The 25,408-nt window shown below is 37.8% G+C and carries 23 protein-coding genes; 19 read left to right on the top strand and 4 right to left on the bottom strand.

Annotation, left to right across the window (positions count from 1 at the left end):
• Positions 1-275: 275 nt before the first annotated feature.
• Positions 276-1,952 (bottom strand): ribonuclease J1, encoded by a 1,677-nt coding sequence (gene rnjA, locus FD46_RS07865; RefSeq protein ID WP_057896603.1) that lies wholly within the window; start codon positions 1,950-1,952, stop codon positions 276-278.
• Positions 1,949-2,167 carry a DNA-directed RNA polymerase subunit epsilon gene (locus FD46_RS07860; protein ID WP_057896602.1) on the bottom strand — a complete coding sequence of 73 codons (219 nt, stop codon included), beginning with the start codon at positions 2,165-2,167 and terminating at the stop codon, positions 1,949-1,951. The genes rnjA and FD46_RS07860 overlap by 4 nt, the downstream gene beginning before the upstream one ends.
• Positions 2,168-2,457: 290 nt before the next feature.
• Here FD46_RS07860 and FD46_RS07855 point away from each other — a divergent pair, with 290 nt between their 5' ends.
• Positions 2,458-2,901 (top strand): hypothetical protein, encoded by a 444-nt coding sequence (locus FD46_RS07855; RefSeq protein ID WP_235805604.1) that lies wholly within the window; start codon positions 2,458-2,460, stop codon positions 2,899-2,901.
• Between the two features lie 237 nt (positions 2,902-3,138).
• On the opposite strand, the gene def is transcribed toward FD46_RS07855, so the two are convergent.
• Positions 3,139-3,693: a peptide deformylase gene (def, locus tag FD46_RS07850; protein ID WP_057896600.1), complete on the bottom strand. Its 555-nt coding sequence runs from the start codon at positions 3,691-3,693 to the stop codon at positions 3,139-3,141.
• Positions 3,694-3,867: 174 nt separating this feature from the next.
• On the opposite strand from def, the gene FD46_RS07845 reads away from it, so the two are divergent.
• The 14 genes from FD46_RS07845 (at position 3,868) to holA (ending at position 20,570) form a co-directional block, all read left to right on the top strand.
• Positions 3,868-4,170 carry a UPF0223 family protein gene (locus FD46_RS07845; RefSeq protein WP_057896599.1) on the top strand — a complete coding sequence of 101 codons (303 nt, stop codon included), beginning with the start codon at positions 3,868-3,870 and terminating at the stop codon, positions 4,168-4,170.
• A 16-nt stretch (positions 4,171-4,186) separates the two neighbouring features.
• Positions 4,187-4,969, top strand: coding sequence for an inositol monophosphatase family protein (locus FD46_RS07840; protein WP_057896598.1), 783 nt, complete (start codon positions 4,187-4,189; stop codon positions 4,967-4,969).
• Between the two features lie 158 nt (positions 4,970-5,127).
• A complete protein-coding gene (gene typA, locus FD46_RS07835; protein WP_057896597.1) occupies positions 5,128-6,975 on the top strand; it encodes a translational GTPase TypA in 1,848 nt (615 codons plus the stop codon).
• A 592-nt stretch (positions 6,976-7,567) separates the two neighbouring features.
• Positions 7,568-8,740, top strand: a complete 1,173-nt coding sequence (locus FD46_RS07830; RefSeq protein ID WP_057896596.1) for an FtsW/RodA/SpoVE family cell cycle protein — start codon at positions 7,568-7,570, stop codon at positions 8,738-8,740.
• A gap of 63 nt (positions 8,741-8,803) precedes the next feature.
• Positions 8,804-12,232: a pyruvate carboxylase gene (locus FD46_RS07825; RefSeq protein ID WP_057896870.1), complete on the top strand. Its 3,429-nt coding sequence runs from the start codon at positions 8,804-8,806 to the stop codon at positions 12,230-12,232.
• Positions 12,233-12,237: 5 nt separating this feature from the next.
• Positions 12,238-13,374, top strand: a complete 1,137-nt coding sequence (locus FD46_RS07820; protein WP_057896595.1) for a CAP-associated domain-containing protein — start codon at positions 12,238-12,240, stop codon at positions 13,372-13,374.
• A gap of 12 nt (positions 13,375-13,386) precedes the next feature.
• Positions 13,387-13,692, top strand: a complete 306-nt coding sequence (locus FD46_RS07815) for a YlbG family protein (protein WP_057896594.1) — start codon at positions 13,387-13,389, stop codon at positions 13,690-13,692.
• Between the two features lie 4 nt (positions 13,693-13,696).
• Complete coding sequence (gene rsmD / locus FD46_RS07810) at positions 13,697-14,254, top strand: 16S rRNA (guanine(966)-N(2))-methyltransferase RsmD (RefSeq protein ID WP_057896593.1); 558 nt, start codon at positions 13,697-13,699, stop codon at positions 14,252-14,254.
• Positions 14,251-14,730 (top strand): pantetheine-phosphate adenylyltransferase, encoded by a 480-nt coding sequence (gene coaD, locus FD46_RS07805; protein WP_057896592.1) that lies wholly within the window; start codon positions 14,251-14,253, stop codon positions 14,728-14,730. The genes rsmD and coaD overlap by 4 nt, the downstream gene beginning before the upstream one ends.
• A gap of 4 nt (positions 14,731-14,734) precedes the next feature.
• Positions 14,735-15,769: a SepM family pheromone-processing serine protease gene (locus FD46_RS07800; RefSeq protein ID WP_057896869.1), complete on the top strand. Its 1,035-nt coding sequence runs from the start codon at positions 14,735-14,737 to the stop codon at positions 15,767-15,769.
• Between the two features lie 232 nt (positions 15,770-16,001).
• A complete protein-coding gene (locus tag FD46_RS07795) occupies positions 16,002-16,706 on the top strand; it encodes a helix-hairpin-helix domain-containing protein (RefSeq protein WP_057896591.1) in 705 nt (234 codons plus the stop codon).
• A 69-nt stretch (positions 16,707-16,775) separates the two neighbouring features.
• Positions 16,776-17,282 carry a ComE operon protein 2 gene (locus tag FD46_RS07790; RefSeq protein ID WP_057896590.1) on the top strand — a complete coding sequence of 169 codons (507 nt, stop codon included), beginning with the start codon at positions 16,776-16,778 and terminating at the stop codon, positions 17,280-17,282.
• On the top strand, positions 17,279-19,552 hold the full coding sequence (locus tag FD46_RS07785) for a DNA internalization-related competence protein ComEC/Rec2 (protein WP_338040992.1): 2,274 nt from the start codon (positions 17,279-17,281) through the stop codon (positions 19,550-19,552). The genes FD46_RS07790 and FD46_RS07785 overlap by 4 nt, the downstream gene beginning before the upstream one ends.
• Entirely contained in the window at positions 19,539-20,570 is a 1,032-nt protein-coding gene (holA, locus tag FD46_RS07780; protein ID WP_057896589.1) for a DNA polymerase III subunit delta, read from the top strand. Before FD46_RS07785 ends, holA begins: the two co-directional genes overlap by 14 nt.
• A gap of 78 nt (positions 20,571-20,648) precedes the next feature.
• On the opposite strand, the gene rpsT is transcribed toward holA, so the two are convergent.
• Positions 20,649-20,903 carry a 30S ribosomal protein S20 gene (rpsT, locus tag FD46_RS07775; RefSeq protein WP_057896588.1) on the bottom strand — a complete coding sequence of 85 codons (255 nt, stop codon included), beginning with the start codon at positions 20,901-20,903 and terminating at the stop codon, positions 20,649-20,651.
• A 291-nt stretch (positions 20,904-21,194) separates the two neighbouring features.
• Between rpsT and rpsO the strand changes: the two genes are divergently transcribed.
• The 4 genes from rpsO to FD46_RS07755 all read left to right on the top strand — a co-directional run bounded on the left by rpsO (position 21,195) and on the right by FD46_RS07755 (position 25,340).
• Positions 21,195-21,464, top strand: coding sequence for a 30S ribosomal protein S15 (gene rpsO, locus FD46_RS07770; protein ID WP_057896587.1), 270 nt, complete (start codon positions 21,195-21,197; stop codon positions 21,462-21,464).
• A 220-nt stretch (positions 21,465-21,684) separates the two neighbouring features.
• A complete protein-coding gene (locus FD46_RS07765) occupies positions 21,685-22,734 on the top strand; it encodes an aspartate-semialdehyde dehydrogenase (RefSeq protein WP_057896586.1) in 1,050 nt (349 codons plus the stop codon).
• A gap of 15 nt (positions 22,735-22,749) precedes the next feature.
• Entirely contained in the window at positions 22,750-23,622 is an 873-nt protein-coding gene (dapA, locus tag FD46_RS07760) for a 4-hydroxy-tetrahydrodipicolinate synthase (protein ID WP_057896585.1), read from the top strand.
• A gap of 14 nt (positions 23,623-23,636) precedes the next feature.
• A complete protein-coding gene (locus FD46_RS07755) occupies positions 23,637-25,340 on the top strand; it encodes a ribonuclease J (protein ID WP_057896584.1) in 1,704 nt (567 codons plus the stop codon).
• Positions 25,341-25,408: the final 68 nt, after the last annotated feature.

Genomic DNA, 25,408 nt, shown 5'->3' with positions numbered 1-25,408 from the left:
AATTTTACAAGCGTGGGTGACAAATTTATAAAAATTTTGAAATTTGTTTTATATGATTCTCAAGATTATCAACTGCTAGTGTTATATTAATTATTGTTAATTGGGATACTAAAAAAGAAAGTGTGATAATAGTCGCTAGGTTTTGAGCATTAACTGTGAATTACGAATATAGTCCTGAATTTGACTATGAGTAATTCGTGGTTAAACGCAAAAGGACTGAGCCAAAACATAAGTTTTGATTCAGTCCTTTTGTGGTATTTACATTATTGTGCATATCAAACAATTACTAGTAACGGGATAATCATTGGTTTGCGTTCAGTTTGGTCATAAAGGAAAGTTCTTAAATCATCTATAATGGCTTCTTTCAACATTCCTTCACTAACGTTTGGCTTATTAAGAGTTCTGCGCATAACCCTGAAAAGACGTCTGCGACCGTTATCTATTAATTCGCCGGATTCACGCATATAAATAAAACCGCGTGAAAGCAAGTCAGGACCAGCTAGAATTTCTTTTTGCTTCAAATTGAGTGTTGCGACAACAATCACTAGTCCTTCTTCTGAAAGAATTCGTCTATCACGCAAAACAACATTGCCGATATCACCAATACCAGAACCATCAACGTAGACAGCACCAGCATTGAAATGACCTGCAACTCTCGCAGAATCTTTTGTAAGAGCTAAGATATCACCGTTTTGCATAATAAATGAATGATCCTTAGGAACATCGCATTTTTCTGCCAGTTCAGTATGAATCTTCAACATTCGATATTCACCATGAACTGGAACGAAAAATTTCGGTTTCATGAGGCGTAGCATTAATTTTTGTTCTTCTTGTCCACCATGACCTGAAGCGTGGATATTATTTACTTTGCCATGAATAACATCTGCGCCTGCTTCTTCGAGTTTGTTGATTACGTGGTTGACACTTAGTGTATTGCCGGGAATCGGGGAGCTTGAAAAAACGACTGTATCTCCCGGTTGAATAGCAACTTGTCTATGCGTGCCGTTTGCAATCCTGCTTAAAGCAGCCATTGGCTCGCCTTGAGAGCCGGTACATAAAATCATGACTTTATTAGCGGGAAGCCTGCTGATCTCTCGTGCATCCACAAGCGAATCATCAGGTATGTTCAGATAACCCAGTTCGCGGCCGTTATTGATAGCTGCATCCATACTGCGTCCAAAGACTGCAATTTTACGACCTTTAGCAACCGCAACTTCAGCTGCTTGCTGAATTCGTGAGATATTAGAAGCGAAGGTTGCAAAAATAATACGTCCTTCAACCTTTTCAAAGATTCGTTTAATAGACTTACCGACCCAACGTTCCGATTTTGTAAAATTAGGAATTTCGGCATTTGTACTGTCAGAAAGTAGGCACAAAACACCATCACTGCCCAGTTTCGCCATTCTCTGCAGATTAGGCGGCTGATTTGTGACAGGAGTCAGATCAAACTTATAATCACCGGTAGCAACAATCGTTCCGCTCGGTGTTTTTACTGCAACTCCTAATGTGTCGGGAATCGAATGAGTGGTTCTGAAAAAAGAAACACTTGTTTTTCGAAACTTTAAAACACTGTCTTCGTTGATTTCATGCAATTCAGTTGTTCTTAACAATCCATGTTCTTCCAGTTTGCTTTTGATTAATGCCAGTGCTAATGGTCCAGCATAAATGGGCACGTTGATTTGTTTCAACAGATACGGAATTCCCCCGATATGATCTTCGTGTCCATGAGTAATCACAAGTGCTTTGATCTTTTGTTGGTTTGCAACTAAATACTGGTAATCTGGTATAACGTAATCAATTCCCAATAAATCGTCTTCTGGAAACTTAATTCCAGCATCAACTACAATTATTTCATCTTGAAATTGGACCCCATAAGTATTTTTTCCAATTTCTCCAAGACCGCCGACAGCATAAACAGCAGTCTCGTTATTCTTAATTTTTAATTTCTTCATTTACCGAGTTCCGCCAATTTATAGTGGGGACTCTGCTGTTCATATTCAAGAGCTTTGGGGCTTAACTCTTCAATATAATCAACATTATAAGAAGTATTGTTTTCTACAATACTTCTTGCATCAACTTCAGAATCAGCTTTCAAATAGAGCGCCGCAGTATTTTCACGACGAGGATTGATTCTTTGCGTTGGTTGATAAAAAATTTTGTAAATCATTAAACATTTCTCCTTATAATTAACTTAAAATTTCGGACAGCTTTCGTACGAAACGACAGCCCGACAGTTTTTCGCTATTATTAGCACTTAATTCCGAACATGGATTGTTTGCACAATAATTATTTATATTCTAGCATAATAGTCTATATAAGTATATAAAGGGGGGCCTCATTTAAGTACTACACCATGTTACTGATCATTAAGAGCGTTTTTGTTAATTTAATCATGTTATAATTACACAAAAAGAAATGAAGGGATTCTGAATGCAGCAGGTGTTCTTCTGGATTTTAATGGTTGTGCTTCTTATCATGCTAGGATGGATCCTTAAAAAAGTTTGGCAGATAAGGAGTTTTAAAAAGTTACAGCTTAAGAATAAAGAGATTACGGCTAAAGCACTTAAATTTGCTTTTGCACAGTTTAACCTACGTAATCCAAAAAAGAATATGAAAATTTCTCCTGATACAGCACGTTTAGCAGATGTTTGGGGAAGCGGAGTAATGGCGTATGAGTTTCGTGTACAGCTTAATCATGAAATTTCCTTGAAAGGATTAAGAAAAGAATTAGAAGCTTATTTGCAAGGATATGCTCAAAATCATAAACTTACTCATCTCGGTGAAACAGCTTTTGTAATTTCTGATTTGTGGCAGGAAAAGGGATTTTTGCACCTTGACATCACTTATGTTGTTAATGGGACAACTTTTAATTATTTGCATGATATAAAAAAAGTTGAATAAGTTGCTAGTCTGCCGGAACTTTGTAGCGATGTGTTTTACTGTAGCCTAAGGGACATATAGAATAAATAAAAAGAAAGTGCACTCAAAGGTTGTTAGACGGAAAGGACTGACTATTGCAACACGTTAACACACATATTGCAGTTTAAAACAGAGGGACTGGGTCAAAATGTAATCTTTGACCCAGTCCCTTTTTTAGAACACCTTATATTTTAAGAGTGTGTATTGTTTAAATAATAACTAGCCTAAAATAACTGTATTTTCTTCTACTTTGAATGGGTTTTTCATGTTGATGTGGTCAAAGAAGAGGATGCCATTTAAATGATCAATTTCATGCTGACAGACAATTGCAGGATAATCACGCAATTTCTGAACATGTTTGTTGCCATCCAAATCATACCAGCGCAGCGTGATTTTGTCATGACGCGGTACATAGCCGGGGACTTCACGATCAACAGAAAGGCATCCTTCCCCTTCTGAAAGAGCAGCCATTTTGACAGATTCGCTTAGAATAGTAGGATTTACAAGAATGTGCTTGAAAATCGGTTTATCATTTTCGTCTGGAACAAGGACTGCAGTCATCCTAAGAGAAACATCCAACTGTGGTGCAGCTAAGCCTACACCTGCTCTTAGCTTATATTTCTTAGCAATTTCTGGGTCTTGACTATTTTCAAGAAACTCCATCATTTTGTGTGCAAGCTCTTTTTGTTCTTTTGTTATTGGGAAACTCATTTCTTTTGCACGTGCACGCAAAGTGGGATTGCCCTCTCGAATAATATCTTTCATAGTTATCACAATATATGCCTCCAAATTTATCTTATCTTCTTAATTATAGACTACTGGAAAACTTTTTTAAAAGGATTTTATGAACCTGTCTTAAAAATTTCCACAATAAGACAATGACCGTGTATAATTAATCTCTAGGAAGATCCTTTCTGTCAGATATGGAATGAAAGGGGTAGAAACTAAATGAATATTCCTGAAAGTTATAGTTATCCTTTAAGAGATGAATGGTCCACTGCAGAAATTGTGACCGTTATTGATTTTTATCAGGCAGTGGAAAAAAGTTATACTTCAAAAATTTTACGCAGCGTTTTTTTGAAAAAATATCAAGACTATTTAAAAGCAGTTCCAATGAAAATGACACAAAAACAGTTGGATCGTGAGTTTCAACAGAATACACAGATGAGCATTTATCAAGCAGTAAAGACTGCACGAAAAACAGAGCAGAAGTATTTACACGTGCCGCTTAAAAATGCTGATGAATACTAGGATGGAGATGTTTTAGATGGACTCATTTTCACGTATTGATTCTCTGGTTAAGAGCTGGATGCATGTTGCTCGTTCTGAAATCATGCAGAATTTTGAAAAGGAAATAAAAGTTTGGACTAAATCTGGTCGTAATGATTTGGTAACAAGCATTGATCGCGCCGTGGAAAACTATTATGTTAAGCAGATTCAAGAAAATTTTCCTAGTGCGAAAGTCATTGGAGAAGAAAGTTACCAAAAAGAAATAGATTATAAGACGTCAGGTATGGTGTGGATCATTGATCCAATTGACGGTACAATGAACTTTGTTAAACAGCAAGACCATTTTGCCAGTATGATTGGTATTTACCAAGATGGTATCGGGATGCGTGGTTATATATATGATGTTATGCAAAATGATCTTTTTTGGGGTGGACCAGAAATTGGGGTTTTTTGTAATGAGGATAGGCTTCAGAAACCTCCTGATAGAAATCTGAGAAATGGTTTGGTTGAAATTTCAATGCCTTTTTTAGTGCATAATTATCGCAGTCTGCAGCGGGTGGCTCTGGAAAGCAGCGGAGTACGAATTTATGGCAGTGCAGGAATTCAGTTTATCCATGTGTTGCAGGGAAAATGTGCGGCTTATCTTTCATACTTACGGCCATGGGACTTTGCTGCCGGAAAAATTTTGGCGCAGGCTTTGAATTTACAAGTAAATACGATTGACGGCTGTACACTTGATATGCTATCATCTAGTGATGTATTAGTGGCTACGAAAAATGCTCAAAAAGACATTCAGTGTCTTGTCGCTCCTGCCCGTTAGATTCGGCTGTGACGAACTAGTCACAGCCTTTTTATACTAATATAGTGAAAATATAGTGGAAATTAAATTTTTATTTTCACATAAACTGCAGGGCTGCTGAAAAAATTTGGGCTTTTTCAACCAAATGAGATTTATATCTGTGAAAGGAAGAAAAAAATTTGAAAACACGTGATGATATCCGTAACGTTGCTATTATTGCCCATGTCGATCATGGTAAAACAACGCTTGTTAATGAGCTGTTAAAGCAATCGGATACTTTGGATGAACATACACAAATCGATGACCGTGCATTAGACTCTAATGCTATCGAAAAGGAACGCGGGATCACTATTCTTTCTAAGAATACCGCTGTTAGATATAAAGATAAACAGATCAATATTCTTGACACACCAGGACATGCCGACTTTGGCGGTGAAGTTGAACGAATCATGAAAATGGTTGATGGTGTTTTGTTGATTGTTGATGCCTTTGAAGGTACAATGCCGCAAACCCGTTTTGTTTTGAAAAAGGCCTTGGAACAACATTTAACCCCGATTGTGGTTATTAACAAAATCGATCGTCCTGGCGCACGTCCAGAAGAAGTTGTCGATGAAGTTTTAGATCTTTTCATTGAACTTGGTGCTGAGGAAGACCAACTTGAATTTCCAGTTATTTATGCTTCAGCTGTTAATGGAACTTCTTCGCTTGAGTCAGATCCGGCTACTCAAAAACACACGATGGATCCAATCTTTAAAGCGATTGTGAAGACAATTCCAGCACCGGTTGATAATTCTGATGAGCCTTTACAATTCCAAGTTTCGATGCTTGATTATAATGAATTTGTGGGCCGGATCGGTATTGGTCGTGTTTTTCGCGGTAAAATTAAAGTGGGCGATCAGGTTACTGTTATGAAACTTAACGGGACGCAAAAAAACTTCCGTGTTACTAAGTTATTTGGTTTCTTCGGACTTAAGCGCCTGGAAATTAATGAGGCTAAGGCGGGAGACTTGATTGCGGTTTCAGGGATGGAAGATATCTTCGTTGGTGAAACTGTTTGTCCAATCGATCATCCTGAGGCATTACCTATTTTGCGGATCGATCCGCCAACATTGCAGATGACTTTCAGGACAAATGATTCTCCTTTTGTCGGTCAAGAAGGCGACTACGTAACTGCGCGTAAACTTGAAGATCGTTTGAAGGTACAGCTGCATACAGATGTTTCGCTGCGTGTTGAAGATACAGATTCTCCTGATGCTTGGGTAGTTTCTGGTCGTGGTGAATTACATCTTTCAATTTTGATCGAAACACTTCGTCGTGAAGGTTTTGAACTTGCAGTTTCTCGTCCACAGGTTATTTATCGTGATGTTGACGGAAAGACCTGCGAACCATTTGAAAGTGTAACCATTGATACTCCAGATGAATATTCTGGCGCTGTAATCGATTCCTTGTCTCAACGCAAGGGTGAAATGCTTAATATGGAAACCAATTCTAACGGTCAGACACGTTTGACTTTCTCTGCTCCGACACGTGGCCTGATTGGTTATGATTCTCAATTCTTATCAATGACTCGCGGCTATGGGATCTTTAACCATACATTCTCTGAATATAAGCCTGTTATTCGTAATTGGGAACCTGGTCGTAGAAATGGTGCCTTGGTTTCTATTAATCGCGGTAAGGCTACAACTTATGCGATTATGGGTGTTGAGGATCGTGGAACGATTTTCGTTGATCCAGGAACTGAAGTTTATGAAGGTATGATTGTGGGTGAAAGCTCACGTGAACGTGATATCTCGGTTAATGTTACTAAAGGTAAGAACATGACTAATGTTCGTTCTTCAAACAAAGACCAAACTGCTTCTATTAAGAAACCGACCCACTTTACTCTTGAGGAATCACTTGAGTTCTTAAATGAAGATGAATTGCTTGAGATTACGCCAGAGAGTATTCGTTTACGCAAACGAATTTTGGAAACTAACGCACGTGAAAAGGCAGTTAAACAAAAGAAAACAGCTGCTAAGAAAAATTAAGTTATAAATTGCTAAATAATTTTTGAAATATAAAGCAAGTCTGAGAACAAAACATAATTGTTCTCAGACTTGCTTTTTTTCTGCTGTACATTTCTTTGTAGAGTTATTTAATTTTACTAAAAGCTAATTTTATCTATCAAAATTATATTTTCGTTCGTGAAAAAGAATTTATTTTTCAAAAATATTTCTTTTTAATTGCAAATTACGAATTTTGGCAACATAATAAAATTTAACAACTGAAAATAAATATTGTTGCAGGCATTTTAATTTTGGCTTTTTTCAATGGCAAGTTTCATTTCAACACAAATACTTGTATGCTATAATTGCTCTAGGTCAAGGCAAAACAAATCCGTATTCGCAAAGAGCTTTCTTTTTTATTTTAACGACCAGTTTGTTCCATCTTCAAAAAGAAAATTGTGTTGTTTTTTGATGAAACTAGTTCCTGCTTAGAGTATCGAGTATAAGAAAGTGAACGGTTTGAAAAAAATTAAGGAACCACTGTGACTTGATCGCAAAAACGTGAAGGCTATCAGGGAAAAATCAATTTTTTCTGTATTATACAGCCAGAGAGGGTGAATACTTTCCGTTTACTATGAAAAAATTGCGAGATAAGTTACACTATTTTGATTTTTATCTTTTTATTCCATATATTATTTTATGTGCAGTTGGAGTTGTAATGGTCTATTCTGCCAGCTCGATTAATTTATCATATTCAGGTGCAGCAACCAGCACTTATTTATTAAAACAGCTTTTATATGTTATTTTAGGGCTTGTTTGTTTTACTCTTGCGTATTCAATTCAGCTCTCAAAGCTTGTAAATCGCAGTTTTATAATGATGGGGTTTTTCCTCATGGTTATACTTTTACTGTATGCTAAATTTTTTACAACTGCGATTAATGGGGCTAATGGTTGGATAGACTTAAAAATATTCAGCTTACAACCGGCCGAACTTTGTAAGCTGTATCTGATTTTGTTTATGGCACAGTTAATAACCCGACGGGAAAAAATGCCGTTACAACAAAGAAAGCAAGTTAAAAAAAAGCCTTATATCTTAGCGGTTTTGCTTTTAATTCTGATTCTGATAGAACCGGATCTCGGCGGTTTTGCAATTAATGCTGCGATCATCCTTGTGATGTGGCTGGCAAGCGGAGAAATTAATTATAAAAAAGCTTTGTTCAGTTTGACTGTAATTATTGCATCACTCACATTATTGACTCAGTTATTTCGTTTTTGGAATCCAGTTTCCGGTACTAAGTACGAATATATGTACGGTCGGTTAGCAGCTTTTTACAATCCTTTTCATGTAGCAAGTACCAGCGGTCAGCAGTTGATTAACTCTTACTATGCAATTAGCAACGGCGGGTTGTTTGGTGTTGGATTAGGAAACAGCATACAAAAGAGGGGATATCTGCCTGAACCATACACTGACTTTATCTTGGGAATTATCAGCGAAGAGCTTGGGGCCATCGGAGTTGCAGTTGTCTTATTGCTTTTAACCTGGGTCGTGCTACGAATTTATCTAATTGGAATACGTTCTAACAGCACATATGATACATTATTGTGCTACGGTGTTGGTACCTTTATGGCTGTAGAAACTTTGTTCAATGTAGGAGCTGTTAATGGAATGCTGCCGATTACTGGTGTAACTTTTCCTTTCGTATCTTACGGTGGTTCCAGCATGCTTGTTCTCTCACTGGCATTAGGACTTGTTATGAATGTTTCAATTAATCAGCACCGTGGGAAAATGACCGAGTTTTTGCATTAGGTATTCAAGTTGTGGTCGTGAAGTTTAGTTTATATTTGAGAAGAAAGAAGGAGTTCAATGAAGATCGAGAAGGTGCTGATTGCTAATCGTGGTGAAATTGCAATTAGAATTATTCGTGCTTGTCATGAATTGAAGTTAAGGACTGTAGCGGTTTATGCAAAAGAAGATGAATTTTCAGTTCATCGTTTCAAAGCTGATGAAGCTTATCAAATTGGAATTGGCAAAAAGCCGATTGAAGCCTACCTTGATATAGATGATATTATCAGAGTCGCAAAGCTGACTGGTGCTGATGCAATTCATCCAGGTTATGGTTTTCTGGCAGAAAACGAACATTTTGCACAAAAATGTGTGTCTGCTGGGCTTATTTTCATTGGACCGACTGCCCAGCAGCTGGCTACTTTTGGTGATAAAGTAAAAGCTAAAGAAGCAGCTTTAAATGCCGGGTTACATACAATTCCAGGGAGTGATGGTCCAGTAACTTCTGTGGAAGAGGTTAAACAATTCACTGCAAAGCATGGTTTCCCTATTATGGTTAAAGCCGCTTTAGGTGGTGGTGGTCGCGGTATGCGCGTCATCCACGATGAAGGAGAAATAGAAGAAAGTTTTGCACGGGCTCAAAGTGAAGCAAAACAGTCTTTTGGAGACGATGAATTATACATTGAAAAGTGTTTAAAAAGGCCTAAACATATTGAAGTTCAGGTTCTTGCTGATCAGCATGGAAATGTGATTCATTTGTTTGAACGTGATTGTTCAGTGCAGCGGCGGCATCAAAAGGTTATTGAAGTAGCCCCAAGTGTCTTGGATGAAAGTCGGCGAAATGAGATCTGCGATGCAGCTGTTAAGCTGATGAAGAGTGTTCATTATCAAAATGCCGGAACAGTTGAATTTTTAGTCACTCACGACGACTATTATTTCATTGAGGTTAACCCGCGTGTTCAAGTAGAACATACAATTACGGAAATGATTACTGATATTGATATTGTGCAATCACAAATTTTGATTGCTGCTGGCAAGGATTTATTTAAAGATCTTGGAATTCCACAGCAATCCGAGTTAAAACGTCATGGCTTTGCTATCCAATGCCGTGTGACAACTGAAGATCCGGAAAATAACTTTATGCCGGATACTGGCAAAATTGAGACTTATCGTTCTCCAGGTGGTTTTGGAGTACGTCTGGATGGGGGAAATGCCTATGCTGGAGCTGTAATTACTCCTTATTTTGACTCTCTTCTTGTTAAAGCCTGTGTACAAGCTAGGACTTTTATCGGTGCGGTTCTCAAGATGGATCGAGTACTTGATGAATTTAGAATTCGTGGTATCAAGACTAACATTCCATTTATGCGCAATGTGATTAATCATCCAGATTTTATTGCTGGCAGAGCGCACACTACATTTATTGATTCAACGCCAGAATTGTTCCGAATGTCACATCCTAAAAATACGATCAACCAGCTTTTGAAGTATATCGGCAATATCACTGTGAATGGCTTTCCTGGAACTGAACATCATCGTAAGATCTTTGTGCCAGATATTAAGTTAACGGATGATTTCGGTCCGCGAGAGAAAGTTAAGAATGCAAAAACTATTTTAGATAAAGACGGTGTTGAAGCCGCTATGAGCTGGGTCAAAGAACAAAAAAGGGTTCTTCTCACTGATACGTCAATGCGGGATGCTCATCAAAGTTTATTTGCGACCCGTATGCGTACAAGGGATATGTTACCAGTTGCCCAAGTTTTTGATCGTGCATTACCGCATATTTTCTCTGCTGAAGTCTGGGGTGGTGCAACCTTTGATGTTGCCTACCGTTTTTTGGATGAAGACCCTTGGGAACGTTTGAAAAAAATTAGGAAAAAGATGCCGCATACGCTATTACAAATGCTTTTCCGTGGTTCTAACGCAGTAGGGTATCAAAATTATCCTGATAACGTCCTGCAGCGTTTTATTCAAAAAAGTGCAACAGATGGTGTTGATGTTTTTCGCATTTTTGATAGTTTAAATTGGATTAAACAGATGGAAAAAAGTATCCAATATGTGCGTGATACTGGGAAGATTGCGGAAGGAACAATGTGTTATACAGGAGATGTCTTGAATCCTGCTGAACATAAGTATGATCTTAATTATTATCGTAATCTTGCAAGTAATCTGGTTTCTGCAGGTTCTCAGATTATTGGAATTAAGGATATGGCAGGCCTTTTAAAACCTCAAGCTGCGTATGAGTTGATCTCTACGCTTAAAGAAGAACTGGATGTTCCGGTTCATCTGCATACACATGACACTACAGGCAACGGCATTGCAACTTATGTACAGGCAGTACGTGCAGGAGTAGATGTTGTTGATGTTGCTGCTAGTGCTCTTTCTGGAACTACAAGTCAGCCTAGCATGAGCAGCTTATATTATGCTTTATCTGGAGATGAACATCAACCTGACCTTGATATCGAAAATGTCGAGAAGATTAATCGTTATTGGGCAGGAGTAAAGCCATTCTATAATGACTTTATGAACGGAATTACTTCACCTCAGACTGATATTTATGAAACTGAGATGCCGGGTGGACAATATTCAAATTTGCAGCAACAGGCTAAGGCTTTGGGTATCAGAGATTTTGAACAGGTCAAAAAGGCTTATCGTGAAGTTAATAAATTATTAGGCAATATTGTAAAGGTAACTCCAAGTTCTAAAGTGGTCGGAGACCTAGCAATTTTTATGATACAGAATAAACTAACTTCTGAGTCAATCTATGAACGTGGGCAATCACTTGATTTTCCTGAATCTGTAGTTAAGTTCTTCGCAGGTGATCTGGGACAACCAACGGGCGGCTTTCCTAAAAAATTACAGGCGGTTGTTCTTAAGGACCATAAGGCCATTACTGTACGGCCGGGTAGTCTTGCAAAACCGGTTGATTTTGGCAGCAAAAAAGATGAACTGCAAGCTAAGTTAAAGGAACTACCGAGTGAAGAAGAACTTTTAAGCTATTTGCTGTATCCAGAGGTATTTCTTGATTACGAAACTGCAGTTACCAAATATGGAGATCTTTCACTATTAGATACAACTACTTTTTATCAGGGAATGAGAACTGAAGAAACTGTGCATATTAAACGGCGAGAAGGTAGGGTTGCAATTGTAAAGCTGGATTCTATCGGGGATGCAGATGAAGATGGTAATCGAATACTTTACTTTACTGTTAACGGACAAGATCAGCAGATTATAATTCGTGATATGAGTAAAAAGGGTAAAGCTAAAACTAATCAAAAAGCGGAACCTACAAATCCGCAACACATTGGGGCAACACTTAATGGTTCTGTTTTGAAAATACTTGTTTCTAAAAACCAAGTTGTAAAAAAAGGTGAACCTTTGATTGTTACAGAAGCAATGAAGATGGAAACTACTATTAAGGCACCTTTTGATGGAGAAATCAGCCATATCTATGTTAAAGCTGGAGATGTTTTGGAAACACGCGATCTTCTGATGGAGATTGAACCTATTAAAAGTTAAAGATAATGAGAAAAATAATTTTAATTAAAACGATCTGTAATTTTATAGCTATCTTTATCGTATTTTTATTAGGCAGTTATTTTTGGGCTGCTTTAAACGATAATCATAGTGTTAAAAGGAATGAAAGACCGATAGAAAAGGTTAAAAAAAGTCCGGTTAAGTTAACAACTCCTAAGGTAGCCAGAATCAAGACGCAGGGGCTTGCGCGCTATATTGGCGTTTCTTCAGCACAGATAGAACAGGATTTTGGTGAACCACAGGCTAAAATGGATAGTGCTAATAATGTGCAGTGGTGGTTATATGACCTTGACTCGACTAATTATCTGAAAATTGGAATTGACCAATATAATAAGAAGGTTAGTGATGTTTTTGTTGCAGGAAGCACACCGGACCAACCTGGCAGCTTGAGAGTGGGAATGACGTTTGAAAAGCTGCTGCAGTTGACATCTCTGTATGCTAACTTTGAATTATCGTATCATGAGCAAAAATTTCAATTTGAACTTTCAGAAGCAGACTTGAATCAGCGACCGTTGCTTGGATTTAAAAATGGCAGCTATGCAATCATATATATTAATCCGAGCTCTCAAAAGATTGATGCGATTGAATATCTTAATACAGATATGCTGCTTAAAAAAAATATTTACCGGGTTGTTTCAAAAACTCCACTGCCTGTTGAATATCAAGGAAACACTGATTGGGATCAGATGGATATTATGCTGCCCTTTGATCTAATGCAGCTGATCAATACGAAGCGTCGTTTAACTGCTGACCAAGTGCTTTCAATTGGCGATCCGCTTGTTCAAACTGCGCATAAGGTAATTGAAAAACTTGACGAACGGCCACGAGCTTATTTAAGTGCACAGAATGCTAACCTTTTAAAAAAGGTCACAAGTGGTGATGTCGGGCAGCAAAGAGAGCTTTACTTGCATAATAGGCAAATTCCCAAAAAGCTCTACAATGATGTAGAACTTGATGAAAAAAAGTATAAGATATATTCTTTGCTGCCTTATTATGATAATTCGGTCTTTTTTGAAAAGTTGAGGCTAAGACAGAGCCTTTGGAAAGCCTTTGTTTCTGAACGTACAAAAAATATTGGGATTGCATACGATCGAGGAATACTTGTTGTTATTATTAATAAGTAAAGGTGGAAAACGATGAATTTTGAGATTAATAAACGGCAAGGGGTAGTGGTTTATTTATTCCACTTAAAAAATAGCCGTCAACTGAAACGTTTTGGAACAATTCATTACGTTTCGCGGCGGATGAAATATGTCGTGTTGTATATGGACCATGCAAAAATTAACGAAAATCTTGAAAAGTTAGAGAACTTGCGCTTTGTAAAACACGTGGTCCTTTCTCCGCTGCCGGAACTTAAAATTGATTTTAATGATTCTTTAAGCAGTACTACCTATAAGTTAACGGATGAAGACCGCGAAAAATTTAAGAAAAATAAAGAGTGAGAAAATGAGAGTAATTGCTGGAAATTATGGAGGAAGACGACTAAAAGCTGTCCCTGGAATGAAGACTCGCCCTACAACGGATAAGGTCAAAGAATCAATGTTCAACATTATCGGTCCTTACTTTGACGGCGGGACTTCCCTTGATCTTTTTGCGGGTAGCGGTGGTCTCAGCATTGAAGCTGTATCACGCGGAGTAGAACATGCTTATCTGGTTGATCGCCAATTTCAAGCGGTCAAGACGATTAAGGAAAACATTGCAGTTACTAAAGAAGAAAATAAGTTTACTGTACTGAAGGCAAATGCAGAACATGTCTTGACAAAATTTGCAGAAGAAGGCCATAAGTTTGATCTGCTTTTTTTAGACCCTCCGTATAAGGAACAAAAAATTATTATGCTGTTGCAACGATTTGTGCAGGAAAAATTATTTGCTCGAAATGCAATGGTAGTTTGTGAAACCGATCAAATGGCACAGTTACCTGATAAGGTTGCCGGTTTTGAACTGATGAGACGGGTTGATTATGGAATCACAGAGCTTACGTTTTATCGTTATCGAGGTGAATGAAGATGAAAGCTGTTTTCCCTGGAAGTTTTGACCCTGTTACTAACGGGCACATAGATTTAATAAGGCGTGCGGCTCAGATTTTTGAAGACCTGACCGTTTTAGTTATGACAAATACAAGCAAGCATGGTCTTTTTAGCGTTTCTGAACGTATGACCTTTTTAAAAGTTGCCCTTAAAAGTTTGCCGCAAGTTAAAATTCAGGCCGCTTCTGACGCTTTGACTATTAGAGTTGCACGAGACATTGGTGCTCGGGTTATTGTTCGTGGAGTCCGTAATGAAAAGGATTTTATTTATGAAGGAGATATTGCGGCCATGAATCATCAGTTAGCGCCTGAAATAGAATCACTTTTTATGCCCAGTGCGCCTCAGTTCATGCACCTTTCTTCCAGTATCATTAAAGAAATTGCACAGTTTGACGGGAAACTGACGGGTCTTGTACCTCCCGCTGTTGAGAAGGCTCTTAAAGAAAAGTTGTGATGTGATGAAAAAAAAGAAATTTTTTGGATTAACTGCCTTAGCAATTGTATTATTAGGTATTCTGTGTTTTTTACCTTTGCCAATTTATGTTGAAACTGTCGGAAGGGCGCAGAATGTAGCTCAGTATGTTAAAGTTGCAGATAAAAAGGATAATACAAAAGGATCTTTGATGTTGACCTATGTGAATCTGGTCAGAGCAACCCCGGTAATTTACGTGGCAAGTTTTTTTGATAAATATGCTGCTAGATTACCGCAAACACAGGTTAGCGGAAGTGATTCTGATTCCGAGTATGAACGAATTCAAAACTATTACATGCAAGACGCTGTCAATCAAGCTAAAGCAGCGTCTTTGCGGCTAGCTGGGGAAAAATATCAGCAAAAATATCTTGGGATCTACGTCTTATCTGTTTTGAAAGATTCAACCTTTAAAAACAAACTGATGGCTGGTGATACTGTTACAGCTATTGACGGCCATTATTTCACTCAAGCAAAGGATTTTATCTCTTACTTGGAAAAAACGAATACTTCGAAAAAAGTGACCGTTACGTATTTGAGAAAAAGACAACAGCATACTGCTGTGGGCAAAACTATCAGATTACCGGGAACTTCCCGAAACGGGATTGGAATTTCATTAGCTGAACGCTCTCAGATAGTAACTAAAGAAAATGTTAAAACTGACATGAAAGGGATTGGAGGTCCATCAGCCGGGTTGATGCTGGCACTTCAGATGTATTCACAGCTGTCTCATGAGGATCTTAAATTAGGACGCAAAATTGCTGGTACAGGAACAATTTCAGCGGATGGAACTGTTGGAGAAATCGGGGGAATAGATAAAAAAGTTGTTGCTGCACAGCGTGCAGGTGCAACTATCTTTTTCGCTCCTGATAATAAGATTACTGCTGCTCAAAGGAAGGCAGACCCGCAAGCAGTTTCAAACTATAAAGAAGCAAAACGGGCAGCCGCTGAATACAAACTTAAGCTAAAGATCGTTCCCGTTAAAAATATCACGGATGCACTGGAATATTTGAAGAAATCGTAAAGTAATAAAAGTAATATGAGACTAGACCTAGTTTAATGAGCTGATTAATTCAGCACTTTCAGACTAGGCCTTTTTGTTTGCGCTGAGGAGATACAGCGTGTATAAGGTTTCAAGGCTGAAAATTTCCTCAATTTTATCTGAGAAAGATTTTAAAAAGTGATACAAGTACTTATTTTTAAAAGTTTGTACACTTTTTTTCTGCGTATTTATTACTGAAAGGGGGTTGAGATAGATGGATTGGCTCCGTGACTTTTGGGAAGAACACCGTACGCTTTGCATAATAATTATTGGTATTATTGCAGGTGCGGTTTTTATAGGCGCCAACTTATTCAAACAAACCGCTGGTTCAAAAGAAACTCAGCTGGTTTCGGCAACAAGTTCTTCACTGAATTCAAAAAAGGTCTCATATAAGAACGATAAAGAACAGCAAAATAATTCGGCTGCCAGTAAGAAACTATTTTATGTTGATATTAAAGGCGCAGTTAAAAAACCAGGTGTTTATCGTGTGAAAACTGGAATGCGTGTTGATGATGCTGTAAAAGCAGCGGGGGGATTTGAAGAATTAGCGGATCAGAATCAAGTTAACCTAGCACTTAAGCTCAATGATCAACAAATAATCTACATTCCATATCGCGGAGAATTTTCAAATAAACTGACTACAACTGTCGAAGCAAGTGAAAACAGCTCTGTGCAAGTCCAAGCAAAAGGAGAAGATACCGGCCCATCGCAAGACAGCAATTCTCAAATTGATTTGAATGCTGCAAAAAAAGAAGATTTACTTAAAATTCCTGGTATCGGTGAAAAAAAAGCTGAACAGATCTTGGCTTATCGTACAGAACACGGAAATTTCAAACAACTTGACGAGCTAAAAAGCATTTCAGGCATAGGGGAAAAAAGTTTTGAAAAACTCAAAGCATATCTAAAGGTTGAATCCTGAAACATCCTGTTGAATAAAGTTATTATCTGCTATACTATGAGTAAATTCGTGATTTGAAGGTGAGAACAAATGGCTGATATGAGAATTCCTTGGGACCAGTATTTTATGATGCAAGCAGTTTTATTATCTTTGCGAAGTACCTGTGAGCGACTTTCTGTCGGTGCTATTTTAGTTCGGGACAGACGTATTATTGCAGGCGGCTATAACGGTTCTGTTTCTGGAGATACACATTGCATTGATGAAGGGTGTTATATAGTAGATGGTCACTGTGTAAGAACTATCCATGCTGAGATGAACGCTGTTTTGCAATGTGCAAAGTTTGGAGCGGCAACTGACGGTGCTGAAGTCTATGTTACGGATTTCCCATGTTTGCAGTGTACTAAAATGCTGTTGCAGGCTGGTATTAAGAAAATCAATTATTTACGTAATTACCATAATGATGAATATGCTCTCAAGTTGTTAAAATTAAAAAGTGTTGAAGTGCATCAAGTCAAACTGGAGCAGAGATATCTGCAAAAAATTGTACCAGAAGTAGGATTAAGCGATATAGCAGGGAATAAACAGTCGAAAGACTGATCTTTCTTCTTACAATTTCTGCATACCTGATCTGTTTACTGTTTTTTTCTTTTGATTGGCTGTGGCTAGTAATTCTTGTTTTACTTATAGTGCGATTGATTGCAACGAAAAATAAAAGTTGGATCATTGCAGGTTTTATTTTCTCGTTTTTTTTCGCAGGGGCTGTCGTACAGTGGCAATCTGCATGGCAAAAGCGCAGTTATCGTATTGAAACTCAAGTGCAACAGCAGCATCTGCTCTTGCAGCCAGATGAATATGTGGTAAGTGGTGACTTAGTAAAAATGACGGGACGATGGCTTGAACATGCTGAAAAAGTCCAGTGTTTCTACTCTCTGAAATCAGAAGCTGAACAGAAAAAGTTTACCCAAATAAAAGAAACCAAGGTCATTATTTTTGATGGGACCATTCAGCAAGCCAGTGCTCCCACAAATGAAAATCAATTTGACTATCGCCGCTATCTGCAAGGTAAAAATATAAGTAATGTGATTATGCTTACGAGGTGGAAAGCACAAAATAAAGTTGTTGATTTAGATTTTGTTAACGTGTTTTTGTCCTGGCTGCATGCTGTGAGGAAAGCATTTCTTGAACATTTATCAAAGTTGCCCGAGCCTTTAGCAGGTTATAGTCAGCTGCTTTTACTTGGCTACTATAATCAAGATTCTTCCGAACAATTAGAACAAATCAGCTCCTTGGGATTGCTTTACCTATTCAGTCTTTCAGGAATGCATATTTTTTATATTACTTCCTTCTTCCGCCGAGTATGTATGAAATTAATGATTACACGTGAGACTTGTGATTTGTTCTTATTAACAGCTTTGCCGTTATATGTTGTTTTAGGAGGATTTTCTGCTAGCTTAGTCAGAGCAGTAATGATGGTGTGTATAATAATTAGTGCACGCAGCTTTTTTGGTATTAAGATAAGCGGAATTACAGCTGAGGGGATCGTATTAATTCTTAATTTACTCTATTCTCCAGTGCTTGTTTTTTCATTAGGAGCACAGCTGAGTTACCTGCTGACTTTTATCCTGATGCTTAATCGAAAGAAAAGTTCTCTAATTTTAGGGCTTAAGATGACAGGATACAGTTTACCGCTTATTTTATGGCATACTTACCAGTGGAACTTCTTAACATTATTGCTTTCAATTGTAATTGTGCCTTTATTTGAACGAATAGTGATTCCAGCAGTAGTTCTGGGTTCCTTTTTCTTTTGCTTAGTGCCTGTAGCCATTCCAATTTTACAAGTTTTTGTAGATATTTTTGCTTTTTTGGCAAAACTTCCAACTGTCATTACTTTTGGCAAACCACCGCTGTTTTTTATTGTTTTTTGGTTGGCAATTCAGTTTATGTTGGAATACTCTTTGCATACAAGGCGGTTATTAGGCATCTTGGTAGGCTCTTATGTTGCGGCAGCAGCAATTATCAGATTTCCGCTTTCACCTGAGGTTGTTTATTTTGATATTGGGCAAGGAGACTGTACCTTGGTGAGGGAAACTTTTAATCGCAGTGTAACCCTGATTGATACTGGTGGCAAAGTTAGTTTTTCAAGTGAGCGGTGGCGTAAGCGCGATGCAAAAACAAGTGGAGAAACAATCGTTGCAAACTACCTTCTTAGTAAGGGTATTAATTATCTTGATAATCTTTTCTTAACTCATCAAGATACAGATCATGTTGGAAACTTTCCAAGTATTAGTAATATATTGAGTGTACATCGAATATTTGTTCCAAGCGGTATGGAACATTTGTCGTCATTTAATGAAAGACTGCATCTTTCAAAAAATACGTTGCATGAAGTTTACCCGATAGATACAAAAAAAGTTAAAAAGATTGCAATTTTTAATTTATTACATCCTTTTAAAGCCGGTAAAGGTAAAAATGAAGATTCAGTGACACTATTTTTTACTGTGAAAAAATTACGTTTTATTGTCAGCGGTGATTTGGATAAAACTGGTGAAAGTGAGGTTTTACTGCACAATCCGAAGCTGAAAGCAGACATTTTAAAAACGGGCCACCATGGAAGCAAAACATCAACAAGCAAAGATTATGTGCAGCAGTTGAAGCCGTGCGTAGCGATTATTTCTGCCGGGCGGAATAACCGCTACGGGCATCCAAACCAAGAGACTTTAACAACATTGAAAGATCAGCAAGTCCCTTACTTGAACACAGCTGAGTCAGGAATGATTAAAGTTATTCCTTTAAAGGGAAATTTTGAAATTAAAACATTTGCTGAAAATGAAACTAAGAAACGGAGTAGCACAAATGAAGGTCAATGAGTTATTACAAAACATCAAGCAAAAGAAACTTGAAAAAATCTACGTAATTTTGGGAAGAGAAGAGTATACGGCTCGCAAGCTCTTACAAGCTTTTAAAGCAGCTGTTCCCGAAGATCAGCAGGCTGTGAATGTAGGAGAATACGATATGGAGACAACCTCGATTACAGATGCGGTTGAAGATGCTCTTTCAGCACCGTTTTTTGGTGAAAGAAGGGTAGTAATTATTAAAAGGCCTTACTTTTTAACAGGGGAAAATAAAAAAAGGAAACTTGAACAGTTTACAGATTCGCTAATTTCGTATTTGGAACATCCTGAGCCGACTTCTACAGTTGTCTTTTGGGCACCTTATCCTAAATTAGATGAACGTAAGAAAATTACGAAAAAATTATTAAAAAGAGCCATAGTGGTTGACAATGACTTTCTTGATGAGCGCAATACAAAATTATATCTGAAACAGAAGCTGAATAGAGCAGGGTATACCATTGAAAAAGACGCGCTTGCATTGTTCTTAAAGAGAACAGAAAGTCAGCTTTCTTTGATTATGAATGAGCTGCCTAAACTTTTCTTGTTGGCACGAACTACTAAAAATATTACATTAGAGATGATTGACAGAATGGTGGCGCAGACCCTTGAACAGAATGTCTTTGATCTCAGTACTGTTGTACTTAATGGAAATGTACAAAAAGCAGTTTTAATGTATCATGACTTGCTTGAACAGCATGAAGAGCCATTGAAGTTAAATGCTATTTTAGTTAGCCAAGTCAGACTTCTGCTGCAGGTGTCAATCTTACAGCAGAACGGATATACTCAAGGCAGTATTGCTGGTGTTTTAAGAGCTCATCCTTACCGGGTAAAGCTTGCATTGCAAAAATCCCGCCAAACTAAACAAAAAGAACTAAGAGATACTTATCTGGGACTGATCCAGCTTGAAGAAAAAATGAAATCTACACAACAAGATCCGCAGCAGCTTTTTGAATTATTTATGTTGGGCTACTTTACAAAAAGGACAGTTGGATAACAACCATTTTTGTGACATAATTTTATTTAACAAAAAAACCGTAGCAGAATTTGAGATTCACTACGGCTTTTTTAGTATTTATTTTGCTAAACGAGCTGCTAATCGAGACTTATCACGAGCAGCCTTATTTGCTTTGATCAAGCCTTTTGCTTTTGCTTGGTCAATTGCTTTAACTGCTGCTTTATAAAGGTCTTCAACATTGTCAGCACCTGTTGTTTTGGCATTTTCAAATTTCTTTACAGCGCTGCGTGTTGCACTTATTTTTGCAGCATTACGTGAGCCAGCCTTTTCATTGGTTTTAACACGCTTAATTGCGGATTTAATAATTGGCAAAGATTTCACCTCCATGACACATGATTCCATGCCGGTATCATAAAATTTTCAACATAGGCTATTATACAAGAGCAGGACAGACAATGCAATAAAAAAGTTAAAATGTGTCAAGCAAATTTCCTTGACTAGGATTAAACCAATTTAAGCAAAAGATTAGCTCTTGCAAAAAAAAGGTCTCACAGGTATACTATTAAACAGTACTTTGATGTACTAAACCTTGGACTCAGAATTTCGCTCCTCACCGACGTAGTTCCGGGACAATGGTTTATTTACAAGAAAGGTGGGATAGACATGGCAATTTCAAAGGAAAACAAAACTGAAATTATGCAAAAGTATGCTCGTCATGACGGGGATACAGGTTCTGCAGAAGTTCAAATTGCAGTTTTAACTGCTGATATTAATGGACTTAATGAGCATATTCGTGACCATAAAAAAGATTTTGCTTCACAACGTGGGTTGATGAAAAAAATCGGTCATCGTCGTAATTTGCTGGCATATTTGCGTGAAAACGACATCCAACGCTACCGTGAATTGATCAAGAGTTTAGGCTTGCGTCGTTAATAAAATTAATTTTTATTTTCTATAGAGAATTGGTAAAGAAACTTGGCTTTTTTTAATGCTGAGTTTCTTTTTATTTTGGAAAAAACGATAAAATTGTTGAAAAATAAGCTTATATAAGCTTATATTAGAAAACAATAAATTTTATTAGGTTAGGAATACGTCTTTTCATTGTTAAATATGTTATAATTATGTTTCAATAAGAAGTGAAGAAGGTTTTCATATGAGCGGATATAATGTTGCTGTTGTAGGTGCAACTGGTGCTGTAGGCACAAGAATGATTCAGATGTTGGAACAATCAATTTTACCAATCGCCAGTATTAAGTTATTGGCTTCAAAACGTTCAGCAGGAAAAGTATTGCATTTTAAGGGACAGGAAAAAGTCGTCGAAGAATTAGTACCTGATTCATTTAGGGGAATAGACTTGGCACTTTTTTCTGCAGGCGGTGGTGTATCTAAAAAGTTTGCTCCAGAAGCAATTAAAAGAGGAGCAGTTGTCGTTGACAATACAAGTGCATTTCGCATGGATCCAGATGTTCCCTTAGTTGTTCCTGAAGTAAATGAGGCTGCTTTGTCAAGGCATCACGGGTTAATTGCAAATCCTAATTGCTCTACCATCCAGATGGTAGTAGCCCTTGAACCGCTTAGAAAAGTATATGGGTTGAAAAAAGTAATTGTGACTACTATGCAGGCAGTTTCTGGTGCTGGTAATCGTGCCATCAAGGAACTTCATGACGAAACGCAAGCAGTGCTTGAAGGTAAGGATTACGAACCTCAAATTTTACCGGTTTCAGGTGACAAAAAGCATTATCAAATTGCTTTTAATCCGCTTGCACAAATCGATGTTTTTGAAGAAGATGGTTATACTCATGAAGAATGGAAAATGATTCATGAAACCAAAAAAATAATGGAAGATGAAGATATCCAAGTTACCGCAACTTGTGTTCGAGTACCTGTTGCAATTGCTCATTCAGAGTCTGTTTGGTTTGAATTAGATCAAAAAGGAGCAACAGTTTCAAAGCTGCAGGAACTCTTAAAAAAGGCACCAGGCGTTGTTGTTCAAGATGATCCAGATAATCAAATCTATCCTCAAGCTGTTAATGCTGCCGGGAAGAAAGATACCTTTGTAGGGCGGATCCGCCCTGATCAGGAACAGGCAGATGCTTTTCACTTGTATTGTGTTTCTGATAACTTGTTAAAGGGTGCCGCTTGGAACTCTGTGCAGATTGCTGAACGGCTAGATGCGCTTAACTTGTTGCGTGTGCCAAAATAAACTGGAGGATTAGTAATGAAATTTAATAACGCTGAAATTATTACAGCGATGGCAACTCCTTTTGATGATGAGGGGCAGGTTAGCTTTGAACGTTTGCGAGTATTGATTGAGCATCTGCTGCAAACTGGAACTGAGGGAATCCTTGTTTCAGGGACAACTGGCGAAGGCCCTACGCTTAATGTGGATGAAAAGTTAAAGTTGATTGCTGATACTGTCAAAATTGTAGAAAAAAGAGTCCCTATCATTGCAGGAACAGGCTCAAATAATACACGTGAAACGATTGCTTACACTAACAAAGTGGCGCAAATTAAGGGTGTGGATGCTGCTTTGGTAGTAGTACCATACTATAACAAACCGGATCAACGTGGCATGATTGCCCATTTTAATGCTGTAGCAGATGAAAGTAAACTCCCGCTTTTTATTTATAATATTCCAGGCAGAACGGGTGTTACAATGCAAGTTGAGACAATTGCAAAATTAGCACAGCATCCCAATATCATTGGGATAAAAGATTGTACTGGAAATGTTAATCTAAGCCGAATTGTAGCGCAAACACCTGCCGATTTTCTCGTTTATACAGGTGAAGATGCAGATGCACTTGCATCAAAGACAATTGGAGCAAAAGGTGTAATTTCTGTTGCCAGCCACCTATTTGGTAATGAAATCAAAAAGATGTATCGTAAGGTTGACGAAGGAGATTTCAAAGCTGCAGCACTTTTAATGCAGTCGTTAACACCAAAAATGACAGCTCTTTTTTCATATCCGTCGCCAAGTCCTCTTAAAGCAGCCCTTAACTACCGTAAAATTTATGTGGGCGGCTGCAGATTGCCGATTATGCCTCTAGATGATGAAAAAAGTGCGGAAGTAATTAAGAAATTGGAATTCTAAAGAGAGGTGAAATTATGAACAATATAAAGATCATTGCTTTTGGTGGTGTACGTGAAAATGCAAAAAATATGTATGCTGTCGAAGTAAATGACGAAATATTTATTTTGGATTGCGGCCTTAAGTATCCTGAAACTGGATTATTTGGGATCGACACAGTGATTCCGGATTTTTCTTACCTGCGTGCTAACGCACAAAAAATCGTGGGAGTTTTCCTTACCCATGGACATGCAGATGCAATCGGAGCGCTTCCTTATTTTCTAAGTGATTTTAAAGTCCCAGTTTTTGGAACAGAATTAACAATTGCTTTAGCAAAAATTGGGATAAAGAATGATCCTAAAACTGCAAAATTCGATGATTTTCATATAATTAATGAACAAACTGAAATTGATTTTGAAAATGCAACAGTATCTTTCTTTAAAACAACCCATTCTATTCCCGATTCTGTTGGGATAGTTGTTAAAACAGATAAGGGAAGTATTGTTTATACTGGTGACTTTAAGTTTGATCAGACGGCGACAAACGATTATCGGACTGACCTTGCACGTTTAGCTGAAATTGGAAGAGATGGGGTTCTTGCTTTGTTGAGTGATTCTGCCAATGCAGAAAACCCTACAGAAAATGTTGCTGAGCATAAAATATTTGAATTTATAAACGATAATTTCGAATATCATCAAGGTCGAATTATTGCTGCATGTGTAGCATCAAATATTATGCGGGTACAGCAAGTCTTTGACGCAGCAGCAAAAAACGATCGTAAAGTAGTTCTAACCGGACATGATGCCGAAGAAATTGTAAACACTGCACTTAATATGGACAAATTGCATCTTCCAAGTGAAGACCTGTTGGTTTCTTCAGATAAACTTTCAACACTTACTGATGATCAGGTAGTTATCTTAGAAACTGGCCGTTCAGGGGAACCTTTGAAGGCACTCCAAAAGATGGCTTTAAAGAAACACCGGTTTATTAGCTTGCATGAAGGCGACCTGGTTTTCATTACCACTACTCCTTCGCATGCAATGGAAACTGCAGTGGCACGGACACGAGATATGATTTATCGTTCTGGAGCAGATGTGAAGGCAATTTCAGATGAACTTAATTCTTCAGGACATGCAAGCCGGAATGACTTGCAATTGATGATGAATCTTTTGCGGCCGGATTATGTAGTCCCTATTCAAGGAGAGTACCGTTTGTTATCTGCAAATGCACGTTGCGCAGAGGAAATTGGAATTCCAAAGGACCATGTTTTCCTTGTTTCAAAGGGCGACGTTGTTGAATATGACCATGACAAACTTTTATTAGCTTCAACGGTCGAAGTAGGGGATACTCTGATCGACGGCAGCGGTGTTGGTGACATCGGCAATATTGTTTTGCGTGATCGTAAGATTCTTTCAGAAGATGGAGTTTTCATCGCAGTTGTTACTATTGACCGACGTAAAAAGCAGATTGTTAATCAACCGCAGATCACTTCGCGCGGGTTTGTATATGTTAAAGCAAGTCAGGATTTGATTGCTGAAAGTGCAGCAATCGCAACAAAAGTTGTTCAGAAAAACTTGGATAATAAAGAATTTGACTGGGGACATTTAAAACAAGATGTGCGTGACCAGTTAAATCATTTTTTGTACGAACATACCAAACGCCACCCAGTTATCTTGCCCGTTATTATGGAAATTAATCAGCACCGGCATTTTAACAAAAGAAAGAAAAAAATTAGTGAATAAATTTTAAAAAGCATAAATTGCCTTTAGCGGACATCGGAGAACAATTTTTCGATGTCTGTTTGTTTTAA

Source organism: Liquorilactobacillus oeni DSM 19972, assembly GCF_001436275.1.
GTDB classification, from domain to species: domain Bacteria; phylum Bacillota; class Bacilli; order Lactobacillales; family Lactobacillaceae; genus Liquorilactobacillus; species Liquorilactobacillus oeni.
The sequence above is the reverse complement of the archived record's forward strand: the minus strand, read 5'-3'. Positions and strand labels throughout refer to the sequence as shown.

Bases quoted from the DNA above. Each gene is read 5' to 3' on its own strand.
- FD46_RS07795 (WP_057896591.1), top strand. From the start codon at position 16,002: ATGGATTGGCTCCGTGACTTTTGGGAAGAACACCGTACGCTTTGCATA.
- FD46_RS07755 (WP_057896584.1), top strand. From the start codon at position 23,637: ATGAACAATATAAAGATCATTGCTTTTGGTGGTGTACGTGAAAATGCA.
- FD46_RS07790 (WP_057896590.1), top strand. From the start codon at position 16,776: ATGGCTGATATGAGAATTCCTTGGGACCAGTATTTTATGATGCAAGCA.
- coaD (WP_057896592.1), top strand. From the start codon at position 14,251: ATGAAGATGAAAGCTGTTTTCCCTGGAAGTTTTGACCCTGTTACTAAC.
- FD46_RS07860 (WP_057896602.1), bottom strand. From the start codon at position 2,167: ATGATTTACAAAATTTTTTATCAACCAACGCAAAGAATCAATCCTCGT.
- FD46_RS07840 (WP_057896598.1), top strand. From the start codon at position 4,187: ATGGACTCATTTTCACGTATTGATTCTCTGGTTAAGAGCTGGATGCAT.
- dapA (WP_057896585.1), top strand. From the start codon at position 22,750: ATGAAATTTAATAACGCTGAAATTATTACAGCGATGGCAACTCCTTTT.
- FD46_RS07830 (WP_057896596.1), top strand. From the start codon at position 7,568: ATGAAAAAATTGCGAGATAAGTTACACTATTTTGATTTTTATCTTTTT.
- holA (WP_057896589.1), top strand. From the start codon at position 19,539: ATGAAGGTCAATGAGTTATTACAAAACATCAAGCAAAAGAAACTTGAA.
- FD46_RS07815 (WP_057896594.1), top strand. From the start codon at position 13,387: ATGAATTTTGAGATTAATAAACGGCAAGGGGTAGTGGTTTATTTATTC.
- FD46_RS07765 (WP_057896586.1), top strand. From the start codon at position 21,685: ATGAGCGGATATAATGTTGCTGTTGTAGGTGCAACTGGTGCTGTAGGC.
- rnjA (WP_057896603.1), bottom strand. From the start codon at position 1,952: ATGAAGAAATTAAAAATTAAGAATAACGAGACTGCTGTTTATGCTGTC.
- FD46_RS07820 (WP_057896595.1), top strand. From the start codon at position 12,238: ATGAGAAAAATAATTTTAATTAAAACGATCTGTAATTTTATAGCTATC.
- FD46_RS07855 (WP_235805604.1), top strand. From the start codon at position 2,458: ATGGTTGTGCTTCTTATCATGCTAGGATGGATCCTTAAAAAAGTTTGG.
- rpsO (WP_057896587.1), top strand. From the start codon at position 21,195: ATGGCAATTTCAAAGGAAAACAAAACTGAAATTATGCAAAAGTATGCT.
- FD46_RS07845 (WP_057896599.1), top strand. From the start codon at position 3,868: ATGAATATTCCTGAAAGTTATAGTTATCCTTTAAGAGATGAATGGTCC.
- rsmD (WP_057896593.1), top strand. From the start codon at position 13,697: ATGAGAGTAATTGCTGGAAATTATGGAGGAAGACGACTAAAAGCTGTC.
- FD46_RS07800 (WP_057896869.1), top strand. From the start codon at position 14,735: ATGAAAAAAAAGAAATTTTTTGGATTAACTGCCTTAGCAATTGTATTA.